A 24,535-nucleotide genomic window follows, 5' to 3' on the forward strand; every position below is an offset into this window, starting at 1 on the left:
CGAGGGGGTCGCTTCCTGCCCGGGAGGGGTTCATCGTGGGCATACACCCGTCATCCACTCGCCGACGGCTGATCAGTCGTCTGCTGGCCACCATAGGTTTCTCCGCAGCGTTGCTGGCCGGTACCGCACTACCGGCGTCGGCCAGTCACCTCGGCGCTCCCGTGCCCAGCTTCACCTTCCAGGACCATGCGCTGGTCAAGCCCAGCAGTTCCGGTGTCAGCCCCGAGGCGATAGAGACCGCCGACCTCAACAGAGACGGCAATCCGGACACCGTCGTGGGCACGCTCGCCGGCGTGCAGACCCTGCTCGGCAACGGGGACGGCACATTCCAGGCCGCCGTGCTCCACCAGGTGCCCAGCGGTGCGATGCGGAGCGTGGTTACCGCGGACTTCGACGCCGACGGCCATGTCGACATCGCCGCATCCCAGCAGGTCTTCGGCCAGGCGCCCAAGGTGACCCTGCTGTCCGGAAACGGAGACGGCACCTTCGCGCCGCCCGTGAACGTCGAAGTCGGATCCGCAGTCGCCGGAGCTTGGGCCACGGCCAGCCCCTTCACCGCCGACGTCAATGGCGACGGCTCGGCGGATCTGGTCGTCGGCATCGAGCGGGTCGGCTCGACCGTGCAGTACGAGACCGCCGTGCTGGTCGGCCGCGGCGACGGCACATTCGCCACACCGCGGGCGGCGGACACCGCCGGCGGTGTGATCCTCCGGGAACTCGCCGACGTCAACGGGGACGGCAGAGCCGATCTGCTCGGCACCAAGTCCGGCCAGGCCGCCGTTGCCCACGGTGACGGGCAGGGCGGCTTCGGCACCGTGCGGACGATTGCGGCCGGCGCCGATCCACTGGACGTGACCGCGGGCGACCTCAACGGCGACGGGCGCGTCGACCTGGTGACCATCAGCCGCCACTACGACGTCAACGTGCTCCTCGCCACCAAGAAGGGGTCCTACTCCGCGCCCACCACCTACCGTGACACTCTGCTGCGCGCGTTCCGCGGAACCCTCGTGGACCTGAACAGCGACGGCCATCTGGACGTAGCGGTGGCCAACACCTGGAACGACGACTTCCCGGGCACGGGACGGGTCGCGGTCTTCCTCGGCAGCGGAGACGGCACGCTGCAGGACGTGCGCCGGTATCTGCCGGTCGTCAACTCGCCGTTCACCTTCGACATCGCGCCCGACGACTTCGACGGCGACGGCCGACCCGACCTGATCGTGTCCAACAACAAGAACCTCAACTCGGTCACCTCTCTGCACAACACCACGCAGTAACCCGGCACTTGCACCAAGCACCAGCGGCTCTGCGGGCGCCCTTCGTCCCCCGAGCCGCTGGTCGTGCCTCAACCGGCCATCTCGCGCAGGCACGGCAGGCCGTCCTCACGCACCCGGGCCGCCAAGTCCAGCTTCGTGTAGGTGGGACGCCCGCCGGCCTGGTACTTCGCCTTGATCCGCTCCAAGTACTTCTTCGCTGTGGATGGCCGGATGCCGATACGCCGCGCGGCGGCCCCCAGAGTGAGACCGGAGACGTAGCCGAGCAGCAGCCCGCGCTCCTGGCGGGACAACCGAAGCGGATGCGGGCCCTGACCCACCCGCGGCGCGGGGACGAACTCCCGCCCCTGCACCGGCTGGTCAGCCGCAACGTCTCCGATCGCGTGCGCCATGGTGGCCAGGTCGCTGGCCTTCGGCAAACAGCCCCTGGCCCCGGCACCGTAGACCGCCTCGATCTCCTGGGAATCGGCCAGGGTGCTCACGACCAGGACACCTCTGCCGCCCGTTGCCAGCCGCCGTACGTTGTCCACCGGGTCGGAGCCGTCGCTCAGCAACAGATCGAGGAGTACCACATCGGCCGGCTCCTCCTCCCGCGCCAACAGCGCCTGCACACTGGGAACGGTCAGGGCCATCCGCAGCCGGCTGTCACGCGCCAGCCCCCCGCCCAATCGCTGCGGCAACAGGAGGTCGTCGGCCACGACCGCCACAGAGATCACATCTGTCATTTCAACTCAACCCCCACACTTGCCCCTTCGCCCGAGCGCCATGCCGGGCGAGGCCTGACACCGACGCAGTCGGCAGCACCTACGCACCCGGGGAAACCCGTCCTCACGCCTGACACCTTCCACACCCGGTGTCCTGCCGGGAGCCCAGTCATGCACCGACCGTCGGATGGACGGACTCGCTTCTCGCCAACACCGCCACGGCGACCGTGGGGCCTGACCTGTTGGGATGAGCCTGACTCCTCCGCGTGCCATCGTTCGCCGCTGCAAGGACAAGGTCGGCATGAGGAGCGGATTCGGTGGAAGGCCAACCGCCGGAGGCGCGGTGAGCGAGAGTCCGCGCCCCCCCGCTGGCGTCGCGTTGCCTCTGTTCCGAGGTTCCGGAGCAGCGGTGCGGGCCGTCGTGTGCTACGCCATGAAGTCGTGCGCCCTGTGCAACACGTCCCCGGCTTCCTGGCCGGGCGGGTGGGGCTTCTCCGCCCTGGAGAGGTTCCGGCCTCGGACGGCCCGGCAGTTGTGCAGAGTACGGGCCGTCGATCCGAGGGTCAGGAGCACGGCGAGGGTTGTGCGGATGGGGGCCGCGCCGCGGTCGTTCAGCCAGCGGGCCGCCGCTGCCTGCCGCCCCCAAAGGCCGTGGTGGCCAGGGGCGAGGAAGGAGCCGATGGCGCAGGACGGACTGTCCGCGGAAACGGTCGCGGCGCTGCTGTGCGTGTCCGACGTGGCTGAGCCCGTAGTGGTCCTGTCGGCGATGCCGCAGCCCGCCACGAGCAGGGCGACGGTGAGGGAGGTCATGAGGGCGGCGGTGGCTCGGGAACGCGGTGAGCGCACGGTTGTCCTTCACAGTCGGAACGGTGGCCCATGTGGGAAGCGGCATGCGGGAAACCCGCTTGTCGGCGGCGGCTGAATTTTGACCCATTTTGGGCGGTTGAAACGTGACCCCCGTGTCGTTGGTTGCTGTCGGTCAGTCGGTTTCGGTCGGGGCGGTGGGGACGCGGCCGAGGCTGCGGCCTTTCATGCGGTAGGAGTCCCCTTTGAGGGAGTGGACCTCGGCGTGGTGGACGAGGCGGTCGATCATGGCGGCGGCGACGGTCTCGTCGCCGAAGACCTCGCCCCAGCGTCCGAAGGGCTTGTTGCTCGTGACGATCACGCTTGCCCGCTCGTAGCGGTTGGAGACGAGCTGGAAGAAGAGGTTGGCGGCTTCGGCTTCGAAGGGGATGTAGCCGACCTCGTCGATGACGATCAGTGGGTAGCGGGAGAGTCTGGTCAGCTCGCTTTGGAGGCGGCCGGTGTGGTGGGCGGCGGCCAGGCGGTCGACCCACTCGGCGGCGGTGGCGAACGCGACACGGTGGCCGGCCTGACAGGCGCGGACCGCAAGTCCGATGGCCAGGTGTGTCTTGCCGGTGCCCGGCGGGCCCAGGAAAACAGCGTTCTCCTTGCCGGTGATGAAGTCCAATGTTCCCAGATGTGCGAGTTGTTGGCGTGTCATGCCGCGCAGGTGGGTGACGTCGAGTTCCTCGATCGTCTTGAGCGCAGGGAAGCGGGCGGAGCGGATGCGGGCCTCGCCGCCGTGTGACTCGCGGGCGGCGACTTCCCGCTGCAGGCAGGCCACCAGGTATTCGGTATGGGTCCATGCTTCGGTCCGGGCGCGTTCGGCGAGGCGCTCGGCGGCGTCCAGCAGCGCCGGGGCCTTCATGGCCCGGGAGTAGAAGGCCAGGTCCGCGGCCGTCTGCTCGCCGGTGCGGCGGCCGGTCGTGGGGGTGGTGGCCTTGGCTGCGGTGGTGGAGGGCATCAGGACGCCTCCGCCCCGTCGCTCTCCGCGCCGCCGTCGATGACGGTGAACATGCGGTCGTAGCTGGCCAGCGCGCGTTGTTCGACCTCCACTTCGGCCGGTGCCGTGTGCGCTTGGGCGGCGGCCCTGGCGTGCCAGAACTCGCCGCGCAGCAGGCGGGCGGCCTCGGCGTGTGCGGGGTCGGTGAGGGTCTGGTGGCGGGCCCAGCAGCGCGGGTGCCAGGCCACCTGTGTGCCGGCGCAGGTGGCGGACACGGTCTGGGTGTCGACCCGCACCGTCACCTTATGGCCGATCGCGCGCGGATGGACGGAGTAGTCGCAGGTGCCCACGCGGACGTAGTGGTCGCGTCCCAGGCGCATGGTCAGCTGCCACCAGGCGGGCGGGTCCACCGGCGGCAGGGAGAGCATCCCGGCCCGGTCCGCCTCCCAGCGGTCGGCCGGGCGGGCGTCGATGCTGCGGTGGCGGCGCCGGTTGGCCACCTTCAGCCAGCTGCCGAGCTGGGCGTTGAAGTCGGCCGGCCCGCTGAAGGTGCGGCCGGGCAGGAAGCTGGTCTCCAGGTAGCCGTTGGCGCGCTCGACCAGCCCCTTCGCCTCCGGATCGCGGGGGCGGGTCTGGAAGATCCGCACGCCCAGCAGCCCGGCCAGAGCGGCGAACTCAGCCGTCAGCTTCCCGCCCCGTCCCACCGCGCCCTCGTTGTCCCACACCAGCGTCCTGGGCACCGCGCCCCACTCGGACAGCAGCCGCCAGTGCCCGTCGATCAGATCGCCGGCCTGCCGGGAGGGCAGCAGACGGGCGGCGATCACCCGCGAGTAGCCGGCCACCACCACCAGCACCGGCGGGGAGGCGGCCTGCCCGTAGCCCAGGGGGATCTCGGCCGGCGGGAACCACAGGTCGCACTGGGCGATCTCGCCGGGCTGGTAGACGGTGCGCGAGACCGGGTCGGCGGGCAGATACGCGGGCCGCAGCTCACGCACCCGCTCCTTGAGCACGGTCATCCCGCGCTGCCAGCCGATCCGCTCGGCGATGACAGTGGCGGGCATGGTGGGGGTGGCCTTCAGCAGCTCGCGGATCGCGGGTTCGAAGGTATCGACCGCGGAGCCGGCCGGGGCACGGGTGTACTTCGGCGGCCGGTCGGTGTTGAGGGCCTTCTTCACGGTGTTCTTCGAGATGCCCAGGTGCCGGGCGACAGCCCGGACCGGCATGCCCTCAGCGCGGTGCAGCCTGCGGATCTCTGCCCAGTCCTCCACGCGGATCACCCTCTCCTCCTGACTCCCTGTCAGAAGTCAGAATGGTCAGAAGATCACGGAGTGGGTCACTTTTGATCCGCCGTTCGTGAGCCAGTTTTCAGGCGTCGCCGACACCCGCTGCCGTCGGCCGTGCTTTCCGCCTCCCTGGACTCACCCCTCGGACGGCCCCGGGCTCTTCCCTCGGGCGGCGGATCGGAATGGGGAGCGGGGTCGGCCGCCGGTCAGGCAGGCGGCCGACCCCCTGGCCGGTGGGACGACCTGGCCTCACCGGCCGCCCCTGCGCGTCGCACGAGCCGCCGTCCACGATGGCCTGACGCCGTCATCGCCGTGCCGTCGAGCAGACGGCCGGGGAGGAGCAGGGGGGTGGGGCAGCGGGCACCCGGTCTGCCGGCCGGTGACCCCACGGATGGACAAGGAACTGGTCACCGGCCGACGCCGGTCTGGTCCGGCCCCAACCCGGCCGAACCAGACCGGGGATCAGAGGGAGAGCAGCTCGCTCAGCAGGGACCCGCGGTACTCACGGAACCCGTCGAAGTCACTGAGCTCACTGCACTCGTCGGTGTCCAGGGTCTGCGCGGTGCCCGTGCCGCCACCGGTGTAGGAGGTGCGGGAGTCTCCCCGGCTGGTCGAGGTGGCCCCGTCCGGGCCGGCGTGGTAGCGGCTCTTGAACGACTGACCGCTGTAGCCGGCCCCGTCGCCTGAGCCGCCGACGCTGTGTCCCGCCCTGGGGCGATCTCCCGCGTGCCCCGGCCGTTGGCGGGGCAGACGGGGCGCAGGGCGTGGGGAAGGGGAGAGGCACGTTCATGGTGCCCGCGGCCGCTGCCGTTGGTGCCGACCTCCGGCAGCGGCTGCCCCGCGTGCGCCCCGGCGAGGGCTGAGCCGGGCCCATGGAGCGGTCTTCCCGCGACCTGGCTGATCCGCCACTCGCGCGTGAGGCTCAGCGCGGGTTCAGCGCTTGCCGCGCCGCGTTGATCACGTTGTGGGCGTCGTTGCCATACACCGCGGACTCCTGCAAGGTCTTCCAGACGCGCAGGTAGGTGGCCTGCTGTCGGCGTCATCGATCCACAGCTCGGCGTGCCAGTCCTCGACGACAACGAGACGCTCGTCGTAGATCCAGAAGCTGTTACCCGGAAAGATCTTCAGTGCGGCACTGAGGGGAACGATGCCGAGTTCGACGGTGTCCAAGCCGATGGCGCCGGCGAGGTGATGGAGCTGCGCTGCGAGCGCGGACGGCGGGCAGACCAGGGAGCGCAGAGCGCCCTCCCACATCATGATCCGGTATTTCCGGCCCGGCCGGTACAGCCCTTCCTGCCGTTGGGTACGGGCTCGTACGGCTTCCTCTGTGTCTCGTGGTGACCGCATGAGATCGGCGTGCCGGGTGAAGACGTGTCGGGCGTACTCGGGGATCTGCACCATGCCGGGGATGAGGCAGTTCTCCCAGATGGTGAGGACTCGTGTGCGCTCGTGCTCCACGGTGACGGCGTCCTGTACGGGCCTGTGTCCTGCGGCCAGTTGGCGACGCCACGAGCGGATGTGTGACTCGAATCCGCGTAGCCGGGCGAGCAGTTCCTCGTACGTCTCGGGCCGGCCAATTCCCTCCGCCCACGCGCGCAAGTCCTCGGCTGTCGCTGTCTGTTTGATCTGGGGCGCTGTGATCATCCTTGCGCTGTCACTCGCGTTCACGGTGGCAGCGCGGACCATGCGGGAGGCGGCGGCGGGTCCAGCGGCACACCCGGGCGGACGTGGCCGACGACGCCCGGTGCCTCTGCTTCGCCCGTGACCCCCGCTGCGCCACGCGGGTTTGACCCTCACCCCGGGGTCAGACCCTACGGTCCCGGGCATCGGGCAAACCCGCTTGCGAAGGGATGGAATCCGCCGTGGACACCGACACCCGCCAGTTCGCCAACCGCTTCACCGACGCCGTCAGCCGCGCGCCAGGCCTGCGGATCTCGCTGCTGCGCCCGCTGCAGACGCTCCTCGTCTCCGGCGAGCCGGTCACCATCCCTCGGCTCGCCGCCGAGGCCGGGCGCAGCGAGGAAGAGATCCGCAGCGCGCCGGACGCCATGCCGGACACCGAGTACGACGCCGAGGGCCGCATCATCGGCTACGGCCTCACCTTCAACCCCACCCCGCACCGCTACGAGACGCACGGCCGCACCTTCTACACCAGGTGCGCGCTGGACACCCTGCTCTTCCCCGCCATCCTCGGCACAGGGCATCCTCGCCCTGCAGGAGCACAACCTGTACCACGCGCTCGTCGACTCCCTGGACCGTGCCGCGCGACCCGCTCAGCCCTGCCGGGCCGGCTTCTTCTCGCGGGTGCCCTCGACGACGACGCCGTTCCAGAAGGCGACATGGTTCTTGATGCGTCGGGCGAGCGGGGTGGGGTGCGGGTAGGACCAGGCCGCGTTCGGATTCAGCTCTCCGTTGACGGTGAGTGTGTAGTAGCGGGCGACGCCCTTCCAGGGACAGAGAGACTTGCTGGGGCTCTCGGTGAAGTACTCCCGCTTGAGGGACTCGGGCGGGAAGTAGTCGTTGCCCTCGACCCGCTTGGTGCGCGGGGTCTCGGCGATGACGACGCCGTTCCAGATCGCGCGCATCATGGTGCTCGCCTCCAGGGTGGGTTTCTCGTTCGTGCGGGTTCGCACGAACAAGAAACCCGGTGAGGGGCTCGTTCCTTCCCCGTGGTCCGGTGGCCTGGTTCGTCCCTGGCCCGGCTCCTCGCCGTACGGTCAGCCGGTCCGCTTCTCCTTGCCCATGACCGTGGCGATGCACGAGTAGGCCGCTCCGATCAGCAGGCCGAAGACAAGGTGGCCGCCGAAGCTGGAGCTGGTGACGTCGTTCCACTCGAAGACGGGCATGCCCAGGTTCGCCGGCATGATCCACAGGGCGCCCATGACCCACCAGACCACCCCGTAGGCCAGGCCGAGGACGATGGCCGGCATCATGCGGGTCGCCCACTGGCCCAGCATTGCGCCGAAGACGAGTCCGGCGGAGAGCGAGATGCCGAGGTGGATCAGCCAGCCCGCGAAGGCGCTGTCGGAGCCGAGGAGCCCGGCCACCATCTTGATCATCGCCGTGTCCATCATCGGCTTGGACACCGACATCCAGATGCCGAAGCCGACGCCGCCGACCAGACCGGCCGCGGCGCCCCAGGCGGCGTGTACGGGGATGGCCGCGGTTCTCGGGGAAACGTGCAGTGTGGTCGCCATGTCGTCGTTCTCCTTACGAAGTTCTGGTCCACTCGCGTACCCCCTCAGCACCGACGCTAAGGACGGCCTCCGCCGAGGAATGTGACCACGCTTACACTTCACGGTCCCGATCCGGTGACATGCACGCGGGCGAGTCGCGCCGGTGGTCACTCCGTCATGGTGATCCGCGCGTAAGCCCGCTTGGCCCAGGCGGGTTTGTAAGCGCTGTCACAGAACTCCGGCCCCTGCCGGGCCTAGCGTCCTTGAAGCAGCTCTCTGCGACCGCTCCTGGAGGACGACCTCATGACGTCACAGCCACCCCCCGCCCGCATGCCCCGCGCCCAGGAACAGAAGCCGGCGTCTCTCGTCACCGATGCGACGTCGCCCAGTGCTGCTCCTGGCATCGCCGCCGGCGAGATCCAGTCCCGCTACTGTCTCACCGAGGGCGCCGGCGCCCTGGCCCATCCGCCCTGGGGTGCGGCGCCGCCGCCGTGGGCTCCCGGACGGCGTGAGGAGACGGCCAGGATGATCGACGACGGGACGATCGGGGAACGGACGTGGTGCCTGTCCGAGGTCGACATCTTCCGTGACCTGAGCGAGCGGGAGATGGACGCCATCGCCGCCGCGGCGCCGATGAAGACGTACGCTGCGGGGGAGATGCTGTACGTCCCTCAGGAGCCGTGCGAGGTGCTGTTCATCCTCAAACGGGGCCGGGTGCGCGTCTTCCGGGTCTCCGCCGAGGGCCGTGCGCTGACCTGCGCGATCCTCGCCCCGGGCACGATCTTCGGGGAGATGCTGCTGCTGGGGCAGCGGATGTACGGCAACTTCGCCGAGGCCCTGGACGACGTGACCGTGTGCGTGATGCACCGTGCCGACGTGGACCGGTTCCTTTTGTCGGACGCCCGCATCGCCACCCGCATCACCGAGACCCTCGGCCGCCGTCTGGCCGAACTCGAACAGCGGCTGTCCGACAGCGTCTTCAAATCCGTGCCGCAACGTGTCGCCACCACGCTGCTCACGCTGATGCCCGAACACGAGTCGTCCACTCGGCCCCTGCGGCCCGGGGCGAAGCATCCGCAGGTGTCCCTCACTCACGAGCAGCTCGCCGCGCTGGTCGGCACCTCCCGGGAGACCGTCACCAAGGTGCTGCACCAGTTCGCCGGCCAGGGCCTGATCCGCCTCGCCCGCGGTCGCATCACCGTGCTGAAGACGGGACAGCTGCGTGACCAGACCGGCTGACCGGCCGACAGGCCGCCGCGGGCGGGTGGGAAGGACCGGGCGATTGAACGAAGAGAATTGGCGCCGTTTCCTCAGCGGTTACCACGACACCCGCCCCGGCATCACCGAACGCCTCGTTCACCTCGCGGACGAGTCGCCCTACGCATGGCTGGCCGAGCCGCTGCACTCGTACGCCGGGACGGTGCTGGACCTGGCCTGCGGTTCCGCCCCGATGCGCGTGCGGCTGCCGGACGCCCGGTGGGTCGGCGTCGATGCATCTGCGGGTGAACTCGCCTCGGCCGCCCAGCTCGGCCGGGGTCCTGTGGTGCGGGCGGATGCCACCGCCCTGCCCGTGCGTTCGGCGTCGGCCGACGCGGTCTGCGCGTCCATGTGTCTGCCCGTGCTCACCCCGCTGCCCCAGGTCCTGGGGGAGGTCCGACGCGTCCTGCGCCCTGGCGGTACGCTCGCCGCGCTGGTGCCCGCCCAGTCCGGCCTCTCGGCGTCCGGGGCTCTCGCCTGGGCCCGCGTGATGTATGGGCTCCGGGCCGTGCGCCAGCCGTGGCCCAACCCGGAGGCCCGTGACGGCCTCGCTGAGCTGCTGCGCGGCGCAGGCTTCCGCGTCCGCTCCGACCAGCGCCACGTCTTCGCCCGCCAGCCCGCCCTCCACCTCGACACACCCGACGCCGTGGCCATGTTGGTCGACGGGCTCTATCTGCCCCGCCTGACCGGGCGCCGCGCCCGGGCCGCCAAACAGGCCCTGGCCGCCTGGGCGCGCCCCGGCCGCCGCCTAGAACTGCCGCTGCGCCGTGTGGTCGCCGAGATCCCCGCCGTATCCGCTGGGCGTGAGGGGGGATGAGTCGGGGGCATGAGCTTCTCCGCCGTCGGCCGACGCGGGAGGGTGGTGGGAGCTCGTGGGACTGTGCGTTCATGTGGGGGTGCCCCTATCTGTTTCGTCAACCCCTACAACCCGACCCCGCCGGGGTTGACGAAACAGATAGGGGCACCCCCCCAGGTCATCCCTTCGACAGGGGGGAACAGTCATGCCGGGCCCGGGGGCCAGCGGCCCTCTTGCAGGACCGCGAAGAACATAACGGGGGAATACATGGACCCACGTTGGGGCGCGATCCGTGTGAGGCCGGCGCGCCGGGTGGTGAGCCAGGTGAGGCGACTGTCCGCCGGGCAGCCGCCTATGGGGGCGGACGTCCCGAGGCAGGGTCGGCGTGGCCGGGGTGGTCGCGAGGTGCCGGTCAGCGGGGTGTCATCCGGCGAGGAGGTAGGCGTACTGCGGGTCGAAGGTGCCGGGGGCGGCGGCGCATCCGTCGGCTTCGCCCGGCGGTTTCACCCACAGGTAGGCGTCGACGCGCTCGAGGTCGGTGTCGGCGGTGGGGGTGTGGCCCAGGCGGCGGCCGGGCGGGTCGCAGTAGGGGGTGCCCCGGGCCGGTCCGGCGCCGTTGCGGCTGGTGTCGATCACCATGCCCAGGTCGGGGGCGCCGAGGGCCCGGATGATCTGGAGGCCGTAGTGGGCCTCGTCGCCGGTCGTGTTGAAGTTCGACACGTTGAGGGCGATGCCGTCCCCGTGCCGCAGAGCTCCGGCTTGCCGGAGCCGGTCGGCGATGGTGGGTGCGGGGTGCCAGCGTGAGTGGCCGGCGTCGTAGTACAGGTGGGCGTTGGGGGCGTGGCGGTGCAGGGTGAGGCTCGCGTGTGTCAGGGCGGCGATCCGGTCCTGGCGCTCGCGCGGGGTGAGGCAGTCCATGAGGGCGAGCGCGTCGGGTTCGAGTACGACCACGGCGGGTGCCGGGCCGATCGCGCGGGCGAAGGTGTCGATCCACTGCTGGTAGGCGGTGAGGCCGGCGGCGCCGCCGAGGCTGTGCCCCTCGCAGTCGCGGCGGGGCACGGCGAAGGGGACGAGGGTCGGCACGGCACCCTGGGCCCGGGCCGCAGCGACAGCCTTGCGTACCTGTTTCCCGGTCATGGCCGGGTCGGGGTCCGGGAACCACGTGGCCTGGGGCCGGGAGCTGATGTGCGCGGCGATGACTGCCGCCCGGCTGTCGTACGGGTGGTCACGCACCCACCGCTCGGCGGTGGTGTCGGGGCCGGTGGAGAAGCGGGTCGACGCGGGAAACAGAGGCGCCCGCGGTGGGAGGGGAGGCAGGAGAGGCGTCATCGTGGTGATACCGACGAGCAGGGCGAGAACGGTCACCAGGGCCGAGATCCGCCTCGTCCGTATGTGGGTGCGTAGGGGTGTCCGGCGGTCTGGAGACGGTGTGGGGCGCACCCAAGAGCGTGTCGAACTGCGGAAGGGGGGAGGCGGTGGGGAGGAACGGCGGGAGAGCAGGGGGAAGGAGGAGAGCAGGGAGGAGGAAAAGAAGAGGCGGAGCCCGAGCGCGATGCGGACCGGCCGCCGCCCTGCCGGAGCCATTCGGCCGACGCGGAGCCTGCGGCGCCGGAGTCGGTGCGGCGGCCCGTCCGCCCGCGGTAGGCCGTCTCGCGGCGGGGCCGTCGGCGGTTTCTCCGGGGCCGTACTCCGGGAATCCCGCTGGGCGCCGACCCGGGCCGGCCGGCGCTCTCGCCGGGCTGGGGGCGCCGGGGGAGCCCCCGCGACGTCCCTCCGCCACGTCAGTCGTCGCCGGAAGGGTCGAAAGGGTTGAAAGGGGAAGCGCTCCTCCTGATCAGGAACCATGCGATGGCGGCCAGCACGATGAGGCCCGCTCCCACCGCCAGCAGGGTCACATACGCGGCGGGGTTCTCGGGCCGGTCGGCGATGCTGTCCCGTGCGTCTGCCGTCGGGTCGGCGGCCGGTACGGCGGAGGCGGACGGGGTGGGGGACGGTGCGGTCCGGTCCGCGAGCGCCGCCGCGGGGGCGACGGCCCCGAAGCCGTGGCGGGGATCTTGGCCGGACGAACTCTTGCCGGAGGCCGCGCCGGTCAGTTTCCGGACCACCTGGTCGCCGGTCCAGCGTGGGTGCTCGGCGCGCAGCAGCGCGGCCGTGGCCGCCACCCAGGATGCCGCGTACTGGGTGCCGGAGCCGGTCCAGTAGTCCCCGCCCGGGGCGGTGGCCAGGATGTCCACCCCGGGTGCGGTGAGCGTCACGTGCTCCCCGTGGTGGGAGTTTGGCCAGATGGCGCCCTTCTTGTCGGTGGCCGCGACCGCGACCACTCCCGGGTACGCGGCCGGGTAGGTCACCTCGTCGCCGGTGCGGCCGTTGTCGCCGGCGCCGGTGACAATCACGGCGCCGCGGCCGAGCGCGTACTCGACGGCTGACCGCAGGGCGTCGCTCGGCTTGGTGAAGCCCACCGTTACGTCGATGACCCGCGCGCCGTGGTCCGCCGCGTACCGGACGGCCTTCGCGGTGGCCGTCGGGGCGGGCGAGTCGTTGCGGTAGACGCGCAGGGGCAACACCCGTGCGTCGGGGGCGAGGCCGTGAACGCCGTCGCCCTGGTAGTTGCGGCCGGTTGCGGCGATGATGCCCGCCGCGTGGGTGCCGCCCTGCCGGTCCTGGGGGCCCTGGTCGTGTGTTCCGTCGACGGTCGAGCCGTCGCCGAGGTCCGCGCCTTTGACGACACGTCCTGTGAGGTCGGGGTGGGAGGCGTCGACCCCCGAGCCGATCACCGCGACCGTCACGCCCGCGCCCTTGCTGGTCTTCCACGCCTGTTCGGCCTTGAGGGCGGTCAGTGCCCACTGCGAACCGCGCAGACCGCCGGTATCGGCCGGGGCGGCCGTGGCCGAGAGGGCGGCGGCGAGAGCCGTCACCACGGCCGCGGCCGCGGTGCGAGCGACGAGTCCGCGGCCGCGCGATCCGGTCGACGACATCGACGTTGTGCGTTCTGCCATGGCACGACACCTGCCCAGGGCCGGCTGGTGGGGACTGGTGGCGGCCCGCACGATCCTGACCGAGCGGACCCGCCGGGAGTGCGCGGTACAGCACACTTGACCAACCCATCCTCGGAGTCCGGCGTCTGGTGCTGTACCCGCAACCGGGGGAGTCGCCGCTCCATCCTTCGGGGGAAGGCGGTGCCGGTTGTCGGGGCTCCCCCGCAGACCGAGTGCGCGCGGCTGCTGAAGGGGCAGGGCGCCGGCTCCGTGATGGATCTCGCGGCCAACTGGAGGATGTTCGCAGCGATGCGGGCTCGCCGGGATGCGCCGTCGCTCCATGGATTCACAGAATGACCGAGTGTGTTCCGTGGAGGGGGTGTCCGGGCGGTGGACGGCAGCCCCAGGTGGAGGCACCCGCCGACAGCACGCGCCGACTGCGGCTGTGGGCTCCCGTCATCCCCGACACTCCCCACCAACGGGTGCTCGACCTGGCCGTGCAGGGGGACATGCCGGGAGAGATCACCCGGGACGCCGAGTTCGGCAACCTCATCTTCCACGTCATGGCCGCGGCACCACGGCTCGGCCGGCTCCACTTCGAGCTGCGCTACACCGTCGAGCGCCTGACCTCCGCCGGACATCCCGACCCGGCGCGCGCCGCCACTCTGCGTACCCCCGGGATCTTCGCCCGCGATCTGCAGCCCGAACGGCATGTGGACGTGGACACATCCCGGTCTCCGACGCGATCGGCACCCCTGCCGCCGGCCTGCTCGTCGAGTACGGCGCACTGGGCGCCATTCCCGGCTGGCGCACCATGTTCGTGGTCTTCGGCCTGCCCTCGGTCGTCCTCGGCATCCTCACGCTGCGAGGGCTCCCCGACAGCCCCCAGCAGGCCCCCTGGCTCACCCCACTGGAGCGGGCCTGGCTGGCCGACCAGGTCGCCAAGGAACACATCCCGATGGCGGACCCGCCGCTCCGCCCGGTACTGACCGCCCTCCGCCACCGGCGGCTGCTCGCCCACGCCGGGGTGTACGCAGGGCTGTACTTCGCGCTGTACCAGCTGCAGTTCTTCCTGCCTCAGATGGTCTCCGACCTCGGTGGCGGCCGCTCGGCCACCTGGACCACCGGCGTCATCGCCCTCTGCTACACCGGCGCCGCCGCTGCCATGCTGGCCTGGAGCCGCCGCAGCGACCACACGGGAGAACGGATCAACCACCTCGCCCTCCCCACCCTCACCGCCGCCGCACTGGCCCTGACCCAGGTGGCCGGCTCCCCGCTGTGGGAGGTGGCCGCGATGGCATTGGCACTGGCCTGCGTCCTCGCGGCCGTCCCCGTCTTCTGGAGCCTGCCCATGACGCTGCCCGCCGGGTTCTGCGCCGCGGCCGGAGTGGCCGCGGTCAACTCACTCAGCAGCATCGCCAGTTTCCTGGCGCCCTACGTCACCGGCGTGCTCAAGGACCTCACCGGCGGCTACGGCACCGCCCTGCTCCTCGCCGCCCTGCTCCTGCTCCTCAGCGGCAGCGGCACCCTCCTGATGAACCGAGCCGGCCGCCCGCACCCCACCCCCGCATCCCCGGCGCGCACCGCCCAGGCCGACGCCGACAACCGACAGGCCCGGTCCGGACATCCACCCTGGTTGCGCGGCTCAGGCCGCGCGGCTGACTCCCGCACAGCGCACGGTCACCGGGAACAGAACTGATGGTTTCGTCGCCCGTGCGTGTCACCAGGTCGTTGAGGCGCGCCAGGAGTTCGGCGGGCCGCGGTGGAATGCCTCGTGCATTCGACCGGGTTTCCCTGTGTGCCTCGTAGGTCGGAGGCACGGATGGGAGGAGCCGGATGATCCGCATGGGGGGACTGAGACCGGTCGGGGCGTTGCCCGCGGCCGGCGCACACCGTCGGAAAGGCAGGGTCCGGTGAACGGGGCCACGCTGCGCCGGGGCGCGCTGGGGGGCGTGCTCGGCGGTATGGCGATGGCGGTGTGGTCGATGGTCCTGCTGGGCCTGACCGGCCTGGGCTTCTGGGCGCCGCTGAACCTGATCGCGCACACCTTGTGGCGCTCGGCGCCGCTGGACGGCACGTTCAGCCTGCCCGCGCTGCTGATCGGCATGATGGTGCACGCCGTGATGGCGATGTTGTTCGGCACACTGATCACGCTGGCGGCCCGGCGGCTCTCAGGCGCGCGGTCCCTGGTGATCGCGGCGGGTACGGTGCTGTCCGCGCTGGTATGGGCGCTGATGCAGTACGGCGTCTGGCGTGCCGTGGACCCGGCGGCGTCGACGGCGTTCACGCCGTGGGTGCTCGCCGTGGCGCATCTGATGTTCGGCATGATCGCCGCCACTCTGGCCGGCCTCGTCGTCGAGGACGACCTCGACCCTGCGTCCACCGAGCCGTCGTACCCGGGCCGGTCGTGATGCGCGGACAGGCCGACCCGTACGGTGGCGGGTCAGGGACAGCATCCGATGGCCGTGGTCCCGCCGCGCGCTCTGACGAGCCGGGACATCCCCAAGGCGGCCCGCGCTGGTCGGGGCCGTTGGCCTTGATGGTGGCGCTGGGCGTCTGGCTGGGGCTCGCCGGAATGTGGCCGTACGTGACCTTCCATCTGGCGCCGGGCGTGGTCACGCTCGCCTGGGCGGTGGTCGAACGACTGCTCGGGGCCCGGCCGCTGCCCCGCCGCCGGGCCGCGCTGCTGTTCGGGGCGGGCGCGGCCGTGTCCGGTGCGGGCACCGCGCTGCTGGCCGCCGCCGGTCACCTGGCGGGCCCCGTTCTGGTCGGCGCGAACGCCACGGCCGAGGCGGTGTGGGTCATCCTCACGTCGATGATTCTCGGCTGGGCGGGCGTGACGCTCGGGCGTCGCCGCTGAGCCCTGTCGCGTCGAGCGGCGCGCTCGGGAAGGGGCCGGAACCGGAGAGCGGGAGGCGTAAACGGCTGCCACGTCCCGTTCGAGTCGGCGACCGCCCCGCGTCGGGAAGCCGTCGGCGTCCTGCAGAACACCTGAGATCTACACCCCCACCGTGCTGGCCGTCTCCGCCCTCGCGCTCGCGGGCTGGCTGGCCGGTACCGCCGCCACCGGCGGGGCGGACGTCGAGCGGGCGGTGTTCGCCGCGCTGACCGTCCTGGTCATGGGCTACGCCTGCGCCGTGGGCATCGCCGCCCCGCTGGCCATCGTGCGCGGCGCCGGCCAGGCCGCCGACCAGGGCATCATCACGCGCACCGGGGAGACGTTCCAGACCCTGCGCACCGTCACCCACGTGGCGCTGGACAAGACCGGCACCCTCACCGAGGGCCGCCCCGCCCTGGCCGCCGTCCACCCGGTCGCGGGCGGCGACCCGGACGAACTGCTGACGCTCGCCGCGGCGGCCGAGGCACACTCCGAACACCCCCTCGCGCGCGCCATCACCGACGGGGCCGCCCGCCGCGGCCTGCCCCTGCCTGACACTCGCGACTTCGCCTCCACCACCGGCTTCGGCGTCACCGCCACCCCCAACGGCCATCGCGTCCGGGTCGGCCGCCCCGCCCATCTCACCGACGCCGGCGTCGACCTGACCCCCGCGGCCGACACGATCCACCGGCTTCAGGACGAGGGCCACACGGTGGTGGCCGTGGGCCGCGACGACACCCTCCTCGGGGTGCTGGCGCTGGCCGACACCGTGCGCCCGGAGGCGAAGGACACCGTGGCCGCACTGCGCGCCGAAGGCATCACGCCAGTGCTGGTCACCGGCGACAACCCGCGCGCCGCCCGCCCCGTCGCGCGGCAGGTGGGCATCCGTGAGGTCCGCGCCGAGGCCTCCCCGACGGCAAGGCCGAGCTGGTCCGCGAACTCCAGGCCGACGGGGTGAAGGTGGCCAGGTCGGCGACGGCATCAACGACGCCCCCTCCCTGATGCAGGCCGACGTCGGCGTCGCCCTCGGCAACGGCGCCGACATCGCCACCGAGGCCGCCGACATCATCATCGTCCGCGACGACGTCTCCCTGATCCGCACCGCCCGCGGCATCAGCCGCGGCTCCTACCGCCGGCTCAAGCAGAACGTGGCCCTGGCCTTCACCTTCAACGGCATCGGCATCCCCCTCGCGGCCACCGGCCTGGTCCACCCCGTGTGGGCGATGGTCGCCATGGCCGCCAGCGTCAATCGGTCCCACCGGCGCCTACGGCGGCACCTGTCTCAACGTCGGCTGCATCCCGACCAAGATGTTCGTGCACGTCGCCGACGTCGCCCGCACCCCGGCCGGCTCCGCGCGCCTCGGCGTCGACCTCGCCCGGCCCGGGGTTCGGTGGCCGGACCTCCGCGACCGGATCTTCGGCCGTATCGACCCGATCGCCGCTGCGGGCCGCCGCTACCGCGCCGAGGACAACGAGAACGTCACCCTCTACGAGGGCACGGCCCGCTTCACCGGCCCCCGCCGACTCGCCGTCGACACCGCCCAGGGCACCGAGACGATCACCGCGGACCGGGTCGTGGTCGCCGCCGGCAGCCGCCCCGCCCTCCCCGACCTGCCCGGCCTCCACCGAACCGACTACCTCACCAGCGACACCGTGATGCGCTTGGACCACCTGCCCCGCCGCATGATCATCATGGGGACCGGGTTCGTGAGCACGGAACTCGCCCACGTCTTCTCCGCCCTCGGCACCGACATCACGCTCATCGGCCGCTCCGACCGCCTGCTCCGGCACGAGGACACCGACGTCTCCCAGCGGTTCACCGACCTGGCGGCCGACCGGTGGGACGTACGGCTGAACCGCACCGCGCAGCGCGTCGGACACGACGGCGACCGGATCCGCCTGCACCTGACCGGCCCCTACGGAGCCGAGACGGTCGAGGCCGAAGCCCTGCTCGTCGCCATCGGCCGCATCCCCAACACCGACCTGCTGGACGCCGCCGCGGGCGGGCTCGAACTCACCGAACGCGGCACCATCAAGGTCGACGACACCCAGGCGACCTCGGCGGAGGGAGTGTGGGCCCTGGGCGACGTCAGCTCCGACCACCAGCTCAAGCACGTCGCCAACCACGAGGCCCGCGTCGTCCAGCACAACCTCCTCCACCCCGACCAGCCGATCACCTCGGACCACCGCTACGTCCCGCACGCGGTCTTCTCCTCCCCGAAGATCGCCTCCGTCGGCCTGACCGAACAGGACGCCGCCCGGCGCGGTATCCCCTACGTGACCGCCGTCCAGGACTACGCCGGCACCGCCTACGGCTGGGCCATGGAGGACACCACCGGCTTCGCCAAGCTCCTCGCCGACCCCGACACCGGACAGCTCCTGGGCGCCCACATCATCGGCCCCGAAGCCCCCCCTCATCCAGCCCCTGATCCAGGCCATGCACTTCGGCCTCGACGCCCCCACCATGGCCCGCGGCCAGTACTGGATCCACCCCGCCATGCCCGAACTCATCGAGAACGCGTTGCTCAAACTCGACGTGCGCGCCGCCCGATGACCGACCGCGGAGGCCACACCCCGGGGACCGACCCGCCGAGGTGAAGACGACCGGGCTCCTGCCGGGTTTCCCTGTTGTGCGGACACCTCGTGAGGCGGCGGGCACGGCGGCAGAGGCGGTGACGGCGCCGGCCGCCCTGGCCGTCCGACCCGCCGTCAGGCCGGCCACCGACCAGGGCGAACCGGAGCAGGCGGTCGCGTACCTGCGGGACCGACTCGCCCGGGGCGACCGGACGACCGTCTGCCGCTTCGGGGGTTTGTCGGTGGAACTCAGCCCCTCACCCGCTGCCGGATCCATACGCCGGCGGGCGTGAGGACACGGGTGCCGGCGAACCGGCTGCCCTTACAGGCACCTTTCGCGAAGATGTCGCCGTTGCCGCCGCCGTCGGCGATGCTCCAGTTCGTCCAGCTGATCCTCTTCCTGGCCATCAGATCGACGTACCGCTGCGACATGGCAAAGTCGTTGCCTCGGCCGTCCCACGACTGTGTTCCCCATTCGGAAACGAAAACAGGCAGTTTGGAGGACGCGCGGTCAAGCATTCTCAAGAAGTTTTCCCGGTGTGCCTTCGCGTAGAAATGGTAGGTGTACATGATGTTGGAGGCCCGTACCGGGTCGGTCACCATCTCTTTTTCATCCCCGTACTCGGACAGGCCGAGCGTGGACCAGCCGCGGGTGCCAACGAGGATCACGCTGTCGGGGTCCTGGGCGCGGATCACAGGGATGACCTTCTCCGCATAGTCCTTGATCATCCACCAATCAGCTTGATACGCCTCGTTCAGGATCTCGTAGATCACATTGGGCTTGCGCCCATGTCGTTCGGTGATCTCCCTGAAGAAGGTCTTCGCATGGTGCAGGCCGTGGTTCGGATCCCCCGAATCAATCCAGTGCCAGTCGACGATCACATACATCCCGCGAGCACTGGCCATGTCGATCAATCGGCTCACGTGATCGGTGAATTTCTTCGGATTGCTCTGGTATCCATCCCGGTCCGCATACATCGCAATGCGCAGGACGCTCGACCCCCAGTCCTCGGCTAGCGCATCCAACACACCGGCGACAAGACAGCTCCCGAACCAGTGGATGCCGTGTGTGCTCATGCCCCGCAGTTGGACGGGTGTCCCGGCTTCGTCGCACAGCCGGGTACCGCAGACACGGAGCCTGCCGTATCTCTCGACCGGAGTCTTCGGCTCCACCTTCTCCCGGTCCTCCCCCCGGGCCACGACGGGAGTCCTTCTGACGTCGGCCATCACGTCGACGGCACGGTCCCCCGCCGTGCACCCGGCGACGAGACCGAACTCGACCGTCATGACAAGGGCCGTTCTCACAGCCTTGGGCAGAAGAAAGCGAAGCACACTGCGTTATGCATGAAAACTTACCCGAGATCAACGCGGATGGCAGGAGCGGCGGGAGCATTCACCCGTCCGGAGGCGCATGGTGAGCTGCCCCCGGTTCCGCGGACTCTAATTCCGGCCCACCAGCGGGAGCGGGGAGGGGTGAGCCATAGGCGTAGCCGACCGGCTCTGTGCCGTCCCAGCCGATGACAACCTCCCAGGGTTCGCGGGATACGTGGCCTTCCAGCCTCTCTTCGAACCGCTCGATGGAGAAGAACGGGTCGGAGAGCCGGTCGGCGTAGACCTCGGCGTAAACGTCGGTGAGGGTCTGCCGGATGGTGTCGGGGTCATCGCGTCCGTAGCGGCGTAGCTCCACGGTGGCCGGTGTGGTGGTCACAGGGCGGGTTCCTTCCGGGGCAGGCGGGCGCTCGCCCGGCGCTGCGCGGTGAACTCGATGTGCTCTACGACCCGTTCCGGCAACCCCGGGCCACCCGCGCCGATCTGCCGCTGCTGGGGCCGGACGCGGCCCGCGCGTATCTCGCGCAGGTCCGGGTCCAGGCTCTGGAGGTCCTGGAGGACGCTCCCGTGACGGGCAGCCCGTTGTTCGAGGAAGGCTTCGTCTTCGGCATGGTCGCCCAGCGTCGGCCGGTACCAGCCCGGCGGTACTTCACCGAGGCCCTGCACCACGACGTCCTGGCAGGACTCACCGCCAAGCCCAAGACCCTGCCGCCCAAGTGGTTCTACGACGAACGCGGCAGCCGTCTGTTCGATACGATCACGACTCTGCCCGAGTACTACCCCACCCGCGCCGAACGCGAGATCCTCACCCGGCAGGCAGACGAGATCGCTCGCCTCACCGGCGCCCGCACGCTGGTCGAACTCGGCTCGGGCGCCTCGGACAAGACCCGGCAACTCCTGGACGCGCTCACCCGCGTCGGCACCCTGGAGCACTACGCTCCTGTCGATGTCTCGCACTCCGCGCTGCTGGAGGCGGGTGAGGCTCTCTGCCGTGACTATCCGGCACTGCGGGTGACCGCCACCGTCACCGACTTCGAGACCGACCCCGCCCTGCCCGCGCCCGATGCCGGGCCGCGGCTGGTCGCCTTCCTCGGCTCCACCATCGGCAACCTCGACACCGCCCAGCGCGACGCCTTCTACACCACCCTGCGCGGCCAACTCGGCGACGGCGACGCCCTGCTGCTGGGCGCCGACCTGGTCAAGGACCCGGACACCCTCGTGCGCGCCTACGACGACGCCAAGGGTGTGACGGCCGCCTTCAACCTCAACGTCCTGCACGTCCTCAACTACCGCCTCGGCGCCGACTTCGACTCTCGGTCTTCACCCACCACGCGCTGTGGAACAAGTACGAGGAGCGCATCGAGATGCGGCTGCGCTCCCGCAGCCGGCAGACGGTGAGGTTCCCCTCGCTCGACCTGAGCGTCGACTTCGCCGCGGGTGAGGAACTCCGTACGGAGATCTCGGTGAAGTTCCGGCGCACCTTCCTGACCAGAGAACTCGTCCGCGCGGGCTTCGCCGTGCGCCAGTGGTGGACCGACCGGCAACAGCGCTTCGCCCTGCTGCTCGTCGTCCCCGACTGACGCAGAGAGGGAATGCGCGGTCGCCCTCCCGGGTTCCTTCCCCGTCCCACCGCACCATCGATCCAAGGAGACCGCCGTGGCAGGCACCCTGAAGAACGTGACCGACGACTCCTTCGCGCAGGACGTCCTCAAGAGCGACAAGCCCGTCCTGGTGGACTTCTGGGCCGCATGGTGCAGCCCGTGCCGCCAGATCACGCCGTCCGTTGAGGCGATCGCCGCCGATTACGGGGACAAGATCGAGGTCGTCAAGCTCAACATCGACGAGAACCCGGTCACGGCGGCCCGGTACGGCGTCATGTCCATCCCCACCCTGAACGTCTACCGGAACGGTCAGGTCGCCAAGACCATCGTCGGTGCCAAGCCGATGGCTGCGCTCGTCCGCGACCTCGCGGACTTCCTCCTCTGACGCCCCCCGACGGACGACACCACCGTGACCATCCCACGGAGTACGCATGACAGCGGTCGTGACGACATACCAGCCCGGCACCAGACCCGGCGTCGGCAGATCACGGGTTGTCACCGGTCGGCCCGAGTGCGCTCTCCTGACCGGCCTCAGCCCGCGTGCGGTTCGGCCGCCACCTCTTCGGCCCGTACGTCGAGGTCCAGGCAGCAGTCGTCGGGCCCCGCGAGCCCGCGGCGGCGCCGCGCGTGCCCGACGCCGATCAGGACGATCACCGTCCCGACGGTGACCAGCCAGGCGTTCTCCAGCGCTCCGCCGGTGACGGAGACTCCCACCCCGCCCACGGCCAGCGGGCCCGCACAGCACCACACGGCCCGCACGACGGCGGCCAGGCCCACGAGCACGCCCACGCCACTCCGGCGCCGTGCCGACCCTGGTGCGCGGTGACTCGTACGAAGAGACATGCGAAAGCACATGTTCCCCTCCTTCCTCGGTCAGCGGCGGGGAGGCGGCGTGGCGGGGAGACGGTCGGCGAAGCGGCGTATCCGCACCTCGGCCAGCGAGGCCGGAGTCCGGTGCGGGTGCCCGCGCATCGACGCCTTGACGAGCCGAAGGACGAGCATGTCACTGCTGCGTGTCCAACAGCAGGTGACGTGCGCGGCGACACGTGCCCGGCGTGCCCTGGCGAGCTGTCCGTCCGCGTACGCCCCGACCGCACCGCACCGCACCGCACCGCGCAGCCGCAGATGGCGGATCTTCTCCCGACATTAGGCCCGGAGCCGGCGGAGCCGCGGGACGCGCTTCTCGACGTTCTGCTTGCCGACGTGGACCGGCACACCGGGGGCCGCAGCACCGATGACATGGCGCTCCTAGCGGTCACCCGCGGCCGCGCGAACGGATGACATGCCGTCAAGTGGCCCATCCGTTCGGGGTAGTTGTCCAGGGTCACGCCGTCTTGGGGTTGGGAGATGCCTGGGCGCCGTGCGGTTCGGGCCCTGGTGACTCTGTGCCCGTTCATGGGCACTCCATCGAACGCCGCATTGCAGGATGGGAGGAGCCGGGCAGGGCCAGGGAGGGGCCGACGAACGCATGGGAGGGGGGCCGGCGTGGACCAGGAGCGCAGACGTTCGGTGCCCACCTCGCGCGCCTGTGCCGTAACACGGGCAAGAGCCGGCGACAGCCAACCACCGAGTTGTGCGCGTTGTCGGGTGTCCAGTCAGTCGCCCGCAAAGAGGTCTCCCGCTGGGGGCGCGGGGACCGCGTCCCCGAGGCGTGGTTGTCGTTCCTCGCCCGCGCGCTGAACGCCCCGCTCACCGAGCTACAGTGTGCCGCCGGCTGCGTCCGCGGTGAGAGCGAGATCCGCCGCCCGGACCGGTGGCCACGCTCGCATCGCTGCTTCCCGCCGGCGATCCGCTCGCTCCCGCGCCGTGCTGCGCCGGTTGCGCGTGCGGGACTTCCGTGAAGTGCCCGCGGCGCGCGGCCTGTTGCGCGATCACTGCCACCTGCTGAGTGCGTAGCCCCCTATTCCCCCTGGCCTTGCTGCTCTTCCTACTGGGAGGTCACGCCCCTCTGGGCCGCGTTGACACCGGCCTTGGCGACTCCGCCGCTCTTTTCGCCGACGAGTTTGAAGGCCACGCCGCCCTCGTCCGCTTTGGTCATCTTGTAGGAGCCCGCGGCCTCGGCTGCCCCCTTGGCGTCGGCCTGGAAGGTCGTGATCTTCTTTGCGCCGCCGTCCCGGCCGCCGGCGTAGAGGGTCACGGTCTCGTTCGCGGCGAAGCCGCCTGCGTAGAAGGTCACCGTGGTGCCGGCCTTGCCCGAGTATGTGCTGGGCTCGGCGCTCGGCGTGTACGGCATCACCTGGAAGCCGGCGCGGACCACGGCCCGCGTCCTCTCTCCGATCGCGGTGAGGGTCTGCTCGCCCTCCAGGCCGTACGGCACCTCGAAGGCGACCGAGCCGACGTTGCCGTTCGCGTCGGCGTTGGTGGTGAAGGCCGGGGTGCCGCCGGCGCTGTTGATGTAGAAGAGGACGTGCTCGTCCGGGGCGAATCCCGTGGCCGACGTGCTCAGCCGGTGCCCGGCCTTCAGGGCGTACGGCGACGACTTGAGCGAGGGGTACAGGCCCAGGATCTGGAAGGGCACGGTGGCCGTGGTCCGGCTCTTCTCGCCGACGAGGATCAGGGTGCTGGCGCCCGTCGGGGCGACACCGACCTTGATGTCCGCGCGGCCGATGCCGCCGGAGCCGTCGGCGGTCAGGGTGGCGTCCGGTTCGCCGCCGACCCGGCCCCAGAAGACGTTGATCCGCTCCCCGGCCCCGAAGCCCCGCACGCTCAGCGACACCGAGTCGCCGGGCTTGCCCACCTCCTTGCTGAGCTTCACCGAGCCGACCACGCCGCCCGAGAGGAACTGGGCTTCGGCCACCTTGTCCGCGTTGCGCTGCTGCGCGACCAGGGTGGCGCCCTTACTGACGCTCTCCGGCACGGCGATCTGCGTGTTGAGCGCCCCGGACCTGTCGGTCTTCGCCGTGGA

Annotated in this window: 21 protein-coding genes and 4 pseudogenes; 11 read left to right on the forward strand and 14 right to left on the reverse strand. The window is 71.0% G+C overall.

The annotated features are described in order from the left end of the window. Positions 1 to 161 precede the first annotated feature (161 nt). Positions 162 to 1,274 carry an FG-GAP repeat domain-containing protein gene (locus AQJ91_RS46245; protein WP_067035723.1) on the forward strand — a complete coding sequence of 371 codons (1,113 nt, stop codon included), beginning with the start codon at positions 162 to 164 and terminating at the stop codon, positions 1,272 to 1,274. Positions 1,275 to 1,342: 68 nt separating this feature from the next. Here AQJ91_RS46245 and AQJ91_RS46250 read toward each other — a convergent pair whose 3' ends face one another. From AQJ91_RS46250 to AQJ91_RS46270, 5 genes and pseudogenes are all read right to left on the reverse strand, one after another. Then, on the reverse strand, positions 1,343 to 1,996 hold the full coding sequence (locus AQJ91_RS46250; protein WP_067035726.1) for a helix-turn-helix transcriptional regulator: 654 nt from the start codon (positions 1,994 to 1,996) through the stop codon (positions 1,343 to 1,345). Between the two features lie 405 nt (positions 1,997 to 2,401). Then, positions 2,402 to 2,785, reverse strand: coding sequence for a hypothetical protein (locus tag AQJ91_RS46255; RefSeq protein ID WP_159054818.1), 384 nt, complete (start codon positions 2,783 to 2,785; stop codon positions 2,402 to 2,404). A gap of 169 nt (positions 2,786 to 2,954) precedes the next feature. After that, positions 2,955 to 3,782: an IS21-like element helper ATPase IstB gene (istB, locus tag AQJ91_RS46260; RefSeq protein ID WP_079085714.1), complete on the reverse strand. Its 828-nt coding sequence runs from the start codon at positions 3,780 to 3,782 to the stop codon at positions 2,955 to 2,957. Next, positions 3,782 to 5,038 (reverse strand): IS21 family transposase, encoded by a 1,257-nt coding sequence (gene istA / locus AQJ91_RS46265; RefSeq protein ID WP_067035731.1) that lies wholly within the window; start codon positions 5,036 to 5,038, stop codon positions 3,782 to 3,784. Before istA ends, istB begins: the two co-directional genes overlap by 1 nt. 928 nt (positions 5,039 to 5,966) lie before the next feature. After that, positions 5,967 to 6,688: pseudogene (locus tag AQJ91_RS46270) on the reverse strand (DUF5753 domain-containing protein). 206 nt (positions 6,689 to 6,894) lie between these two features. Between AQJ91_RS46270 and merB the strand changes: the two are divergent. Beyond that, positions 6,895 to 7,230: pseudogene (gene merB / locus AQJ91_RS51440) on the forward strand (organomercurial lyase); the annotation flags it as partial. Positions 7,231 to 7,317: 87 nt separating this feature from the next. On the opposite strand, the gene AQJ91_RS46280 reads toward merB, so the two are convergent. Both AQJ91_RS46280 and AQJ91_RS46285 read right to left on the reverse strand, forming a co-directional pair. Then, positions 7,318 to 7,677, reverse strand: coding sequence for a DUF427 domain-containing protein (locus tag AQJ91_RS46280; RefSeq protein ID WP_234383443.1), 360 nt, complete (start codon positions 7,675 to 7,677; stop codon positions 7,318 to 7,320). An 84-nt stretch (positions 7,678 to 7,761) separates the two neighbouring features. Beyond that, entirely contained in the window at positions 7,762 to 8,241 is a 480-nt protein-coding gene (locus AQJ91_RS46285) for a hypothetical protein (protein ID WP_067035737.1), read from the reverse strand. 282 nt (positions 8,242 to 8,523) lie between these two features. Here AQJ91_RS46285 and AQJ91_RS46290 point away from each other — a divergent pair, with 282 nt between their 5' ends. Both AQJ91_RS46290 and AQJ91_RS46295 read left to right on the forward strand, forming a co-directional pair. Beyond that, entirely contained in the window at positions 8,524 to 9,459 is a 936-nt protein-coding gene (locus AQJ91_RS46290) for a Crp/Fnr family transcriptional regulator (RefSeq protein WP_234383444.1), read from the forward strand. Between the two features lie 43 nt (positions 9,460 to 9,502). After that, positions 9,503 to 10,294 (forward strand): class I SAM-dependent methyltransferase, encoded by a 792-nt coding sequence (locus AQJ91_RS46295; RefSeq protein WP_067035740.1) that lies wholly within the window; start codon positions 9,503 to 9,505, stop codon positions 10,292 to 10,294. A gap of 402 nt (positions 10,295 to 10,696) precedes the next feature. Here AQJ91_RS46295 and AQJ91_RS46300 read toward each other — a convergent pair whose 3' ends face one another. Both AQJ91_RS46300 and AQJ91_RS46305 read right to left on the reverse strand, forming a co-directional pair. Beyond that, positions 10,697 to 11,638 (reverse strand): glycoside hydrolase family 6 protein, encoded by a 942-nt coding sequence (locus AQJ91_RS46300; RefSeq protein WP_067035743.1) that lies wholly within the window; start codon positions 11,636 to 11,638, stop codon positions 10,697 to 10,699. 416 nt (positions 11,639 to 12,054) lie between these two features. Then, positions 12,055 to 13,269: a S8 family serine peptidase gene (locus tag AQJ91_RS46305; RefSeq protein ID WP_067035746.1), complete on the reverse strand. Its 1,215-nt coding sequence runs from the start codon at positions 13,267 to 13,269 to the stop codon at positions 12,055 to 12,057. Positions 13,270 to 13,588: 319 nt separating this feature from the next. On the opposite strand from AQJ91_RS46305, the gene AQJ91_RS51445 reads away from it, so the two are divergent. The 5 genes from AQJ91_RS51445 (at position 13,589) to AQJ91_RS46330 (ending at position 18,724) form a co-directional block, all read left to right on the forward strand. Then, on the forward strand, positions 13,589 to 14,947 hold the full coding sequence (locus AQJ91_RS51445; protein ID WP_234383445.1) for an MFS transporter: 1,359 nt from the start codon (positions 13,589 to 13,591) through the stop codon (positions 14,945 to 14,947). 214 nt (positions 14,948 to 15,161) lie between these two features. After that, complete coding sequence (locus AQJ91_RS46315) at positions 15,162 to 15,659, forward strand: hypothetical protein (RefSeq protein ID WP_067035752.1); 498 nt, start codon at positions 15,162 to 15,164, stop codon at positions 15,657 to 15,659. Positions 15,660 to 15,778: 119 nt separating this feature from the next. After that, a complete protein-coding gene (locus AQJ91_RS53135) occupies positions 15,779 to 16,108 on the forward strand; it encodes a hypothetical protein (RefSeq protein WP_067035755.1) in 330 nt (109 codons plus the stop codon). A 151-nt stretch (positions 16,109 to 16,259) separates the two neighbouring features. Continuing rightward, positions 16,260 to 17,084: an HAD-IC family P-type ATPase gene (locus AQJ91_RS46325; protein ID WP_067035758.1), complete on the forward strand. Its 825-nt coding sequence runs from the start codon at positions 16,260 to 16,262 to the stop codon at positions 17,082 to 17,084. A 290-nt stretch (positions 17,085 to 17,374) separates the two neighbouring features. Beyond that, complete coding sequence (locus AQJ91_RS46330; RefSeq protein WP_267891318.1) at positions 17,375 to 18,724, forward strand: mycothione reductase; 1,350 nt, start codon at positions 17,375 to 17,377, stop codon at positions 18,722 to 18,724. Between the two features lie 225 nt (positions 18,725 to 18,949). Here AQJ91_RS46330 and AQJ91_RS46335 read toward each other — a convergent pair whose 3' ends face one another. Both AQJ91_RS46335 and AQJ91_RS46340 read right to left on the reverse strand, forming a co-directional pair. Further along, the gene (locus tag AQJ91_RS46335) at positions 18,950 to 19,987 is read right to left on the reverse strand and encodes a glycoside hydrolase family 5 protein (RefSeq protein WP_067035761.1); all 1,038 of its coding nucleotides are present in this window, start codon (positions 19,985 to 19,987) and stop codon (positions 18,950 to 18,952) included. Between the two features lie 106 nt (positions 19,988 to 20,093). Further along, the gene (locus tag AQJ91_RS46340; protein ID WP_067035764.1) at positions 20,094 to 20,408 is read right to left on the reverse strand and encodes a hypothetical protein; all 315 of its coding nucleotides are present in this window, start codon (positions 20,406 to 20,408) and stop codon (positions 20,094 to 20,096) included. A 230-nt stretch (positions 20,409 to 20,638) separates the two neighbouring features. Here AQJ91_RS46340 and egtD point away from each other — a divergent pair. Both egtD and trxA read left to right on the forward strand, forming a co-directional pair. Then, a pseudogene (gene egtD, locus AQJ91_RS46345) lies at positions 20,639 to 21,609 on the forward strand (L-histidine N(alpha)-methyltransferase). 76 nt (positions 21,610 to 21,685) lie between these two features. Continuing rightward, the gene (trxA, locus tag AQJ91_RS46350; protein ID WP_067035767.1) at positions 21,686 to 22,015 is read left to right on the forward strand and encodes a thioredoxin; all 330 of its coding nucleotides are present in this window, start codon (positions 21,686 to 21,688) and stop codon (positions 22,013 to 22,015) included. 146 nt (positions 22,016 to 22,161) lie between these two features. On the opposite strand, the gene AQJ91_RS46355 is transcribed toward trxA, so the two are convergent. The 3 genes and pseudogenes from AQJ91_RS46355 to AQJ91_RS46365 form a co-directional block, all read right to left on the reverse strand. Then, a complete protein-coding gene (locus AQJ91_RS46355; protein ID WP_067035770.1) occupies positions 22,162 to 22,419 on the reverse strand; it encodes a hypothetical protein in 258 nt (85 codons plus the stop codon). A gap of 84 nt (positions 22,420 to 22,503) precedes the next feature. Continuing rightward, positions 22,504 to 22,632, reverse strand: coding sequence for a hypothetical protein (locus tag AQJ91_RS57650; RefSeq protein ID WP_267891317.1), 129 nt, complete (start codon positions 22,630 to 22,632; stop codon positions 22,504 to 22,506). Positions 22,633 to 23,557: 925 nt separating this feature from the next. Continuing rightward, positions 23,558 to 24,535, reverse strand: a pseudogene (locus AQJ91_RS46365) (hypothetical protein); the annotation flags it as partial.

It is taken from the genome of Streptomyces dysideae (assembly GCF_001514305.1).
GTDB lineage: Bacteria > Actinomycetota > Actinomycetes > Streptomycetales > Streptomycetaceae > Streptomyces > Streptomyces dysideae.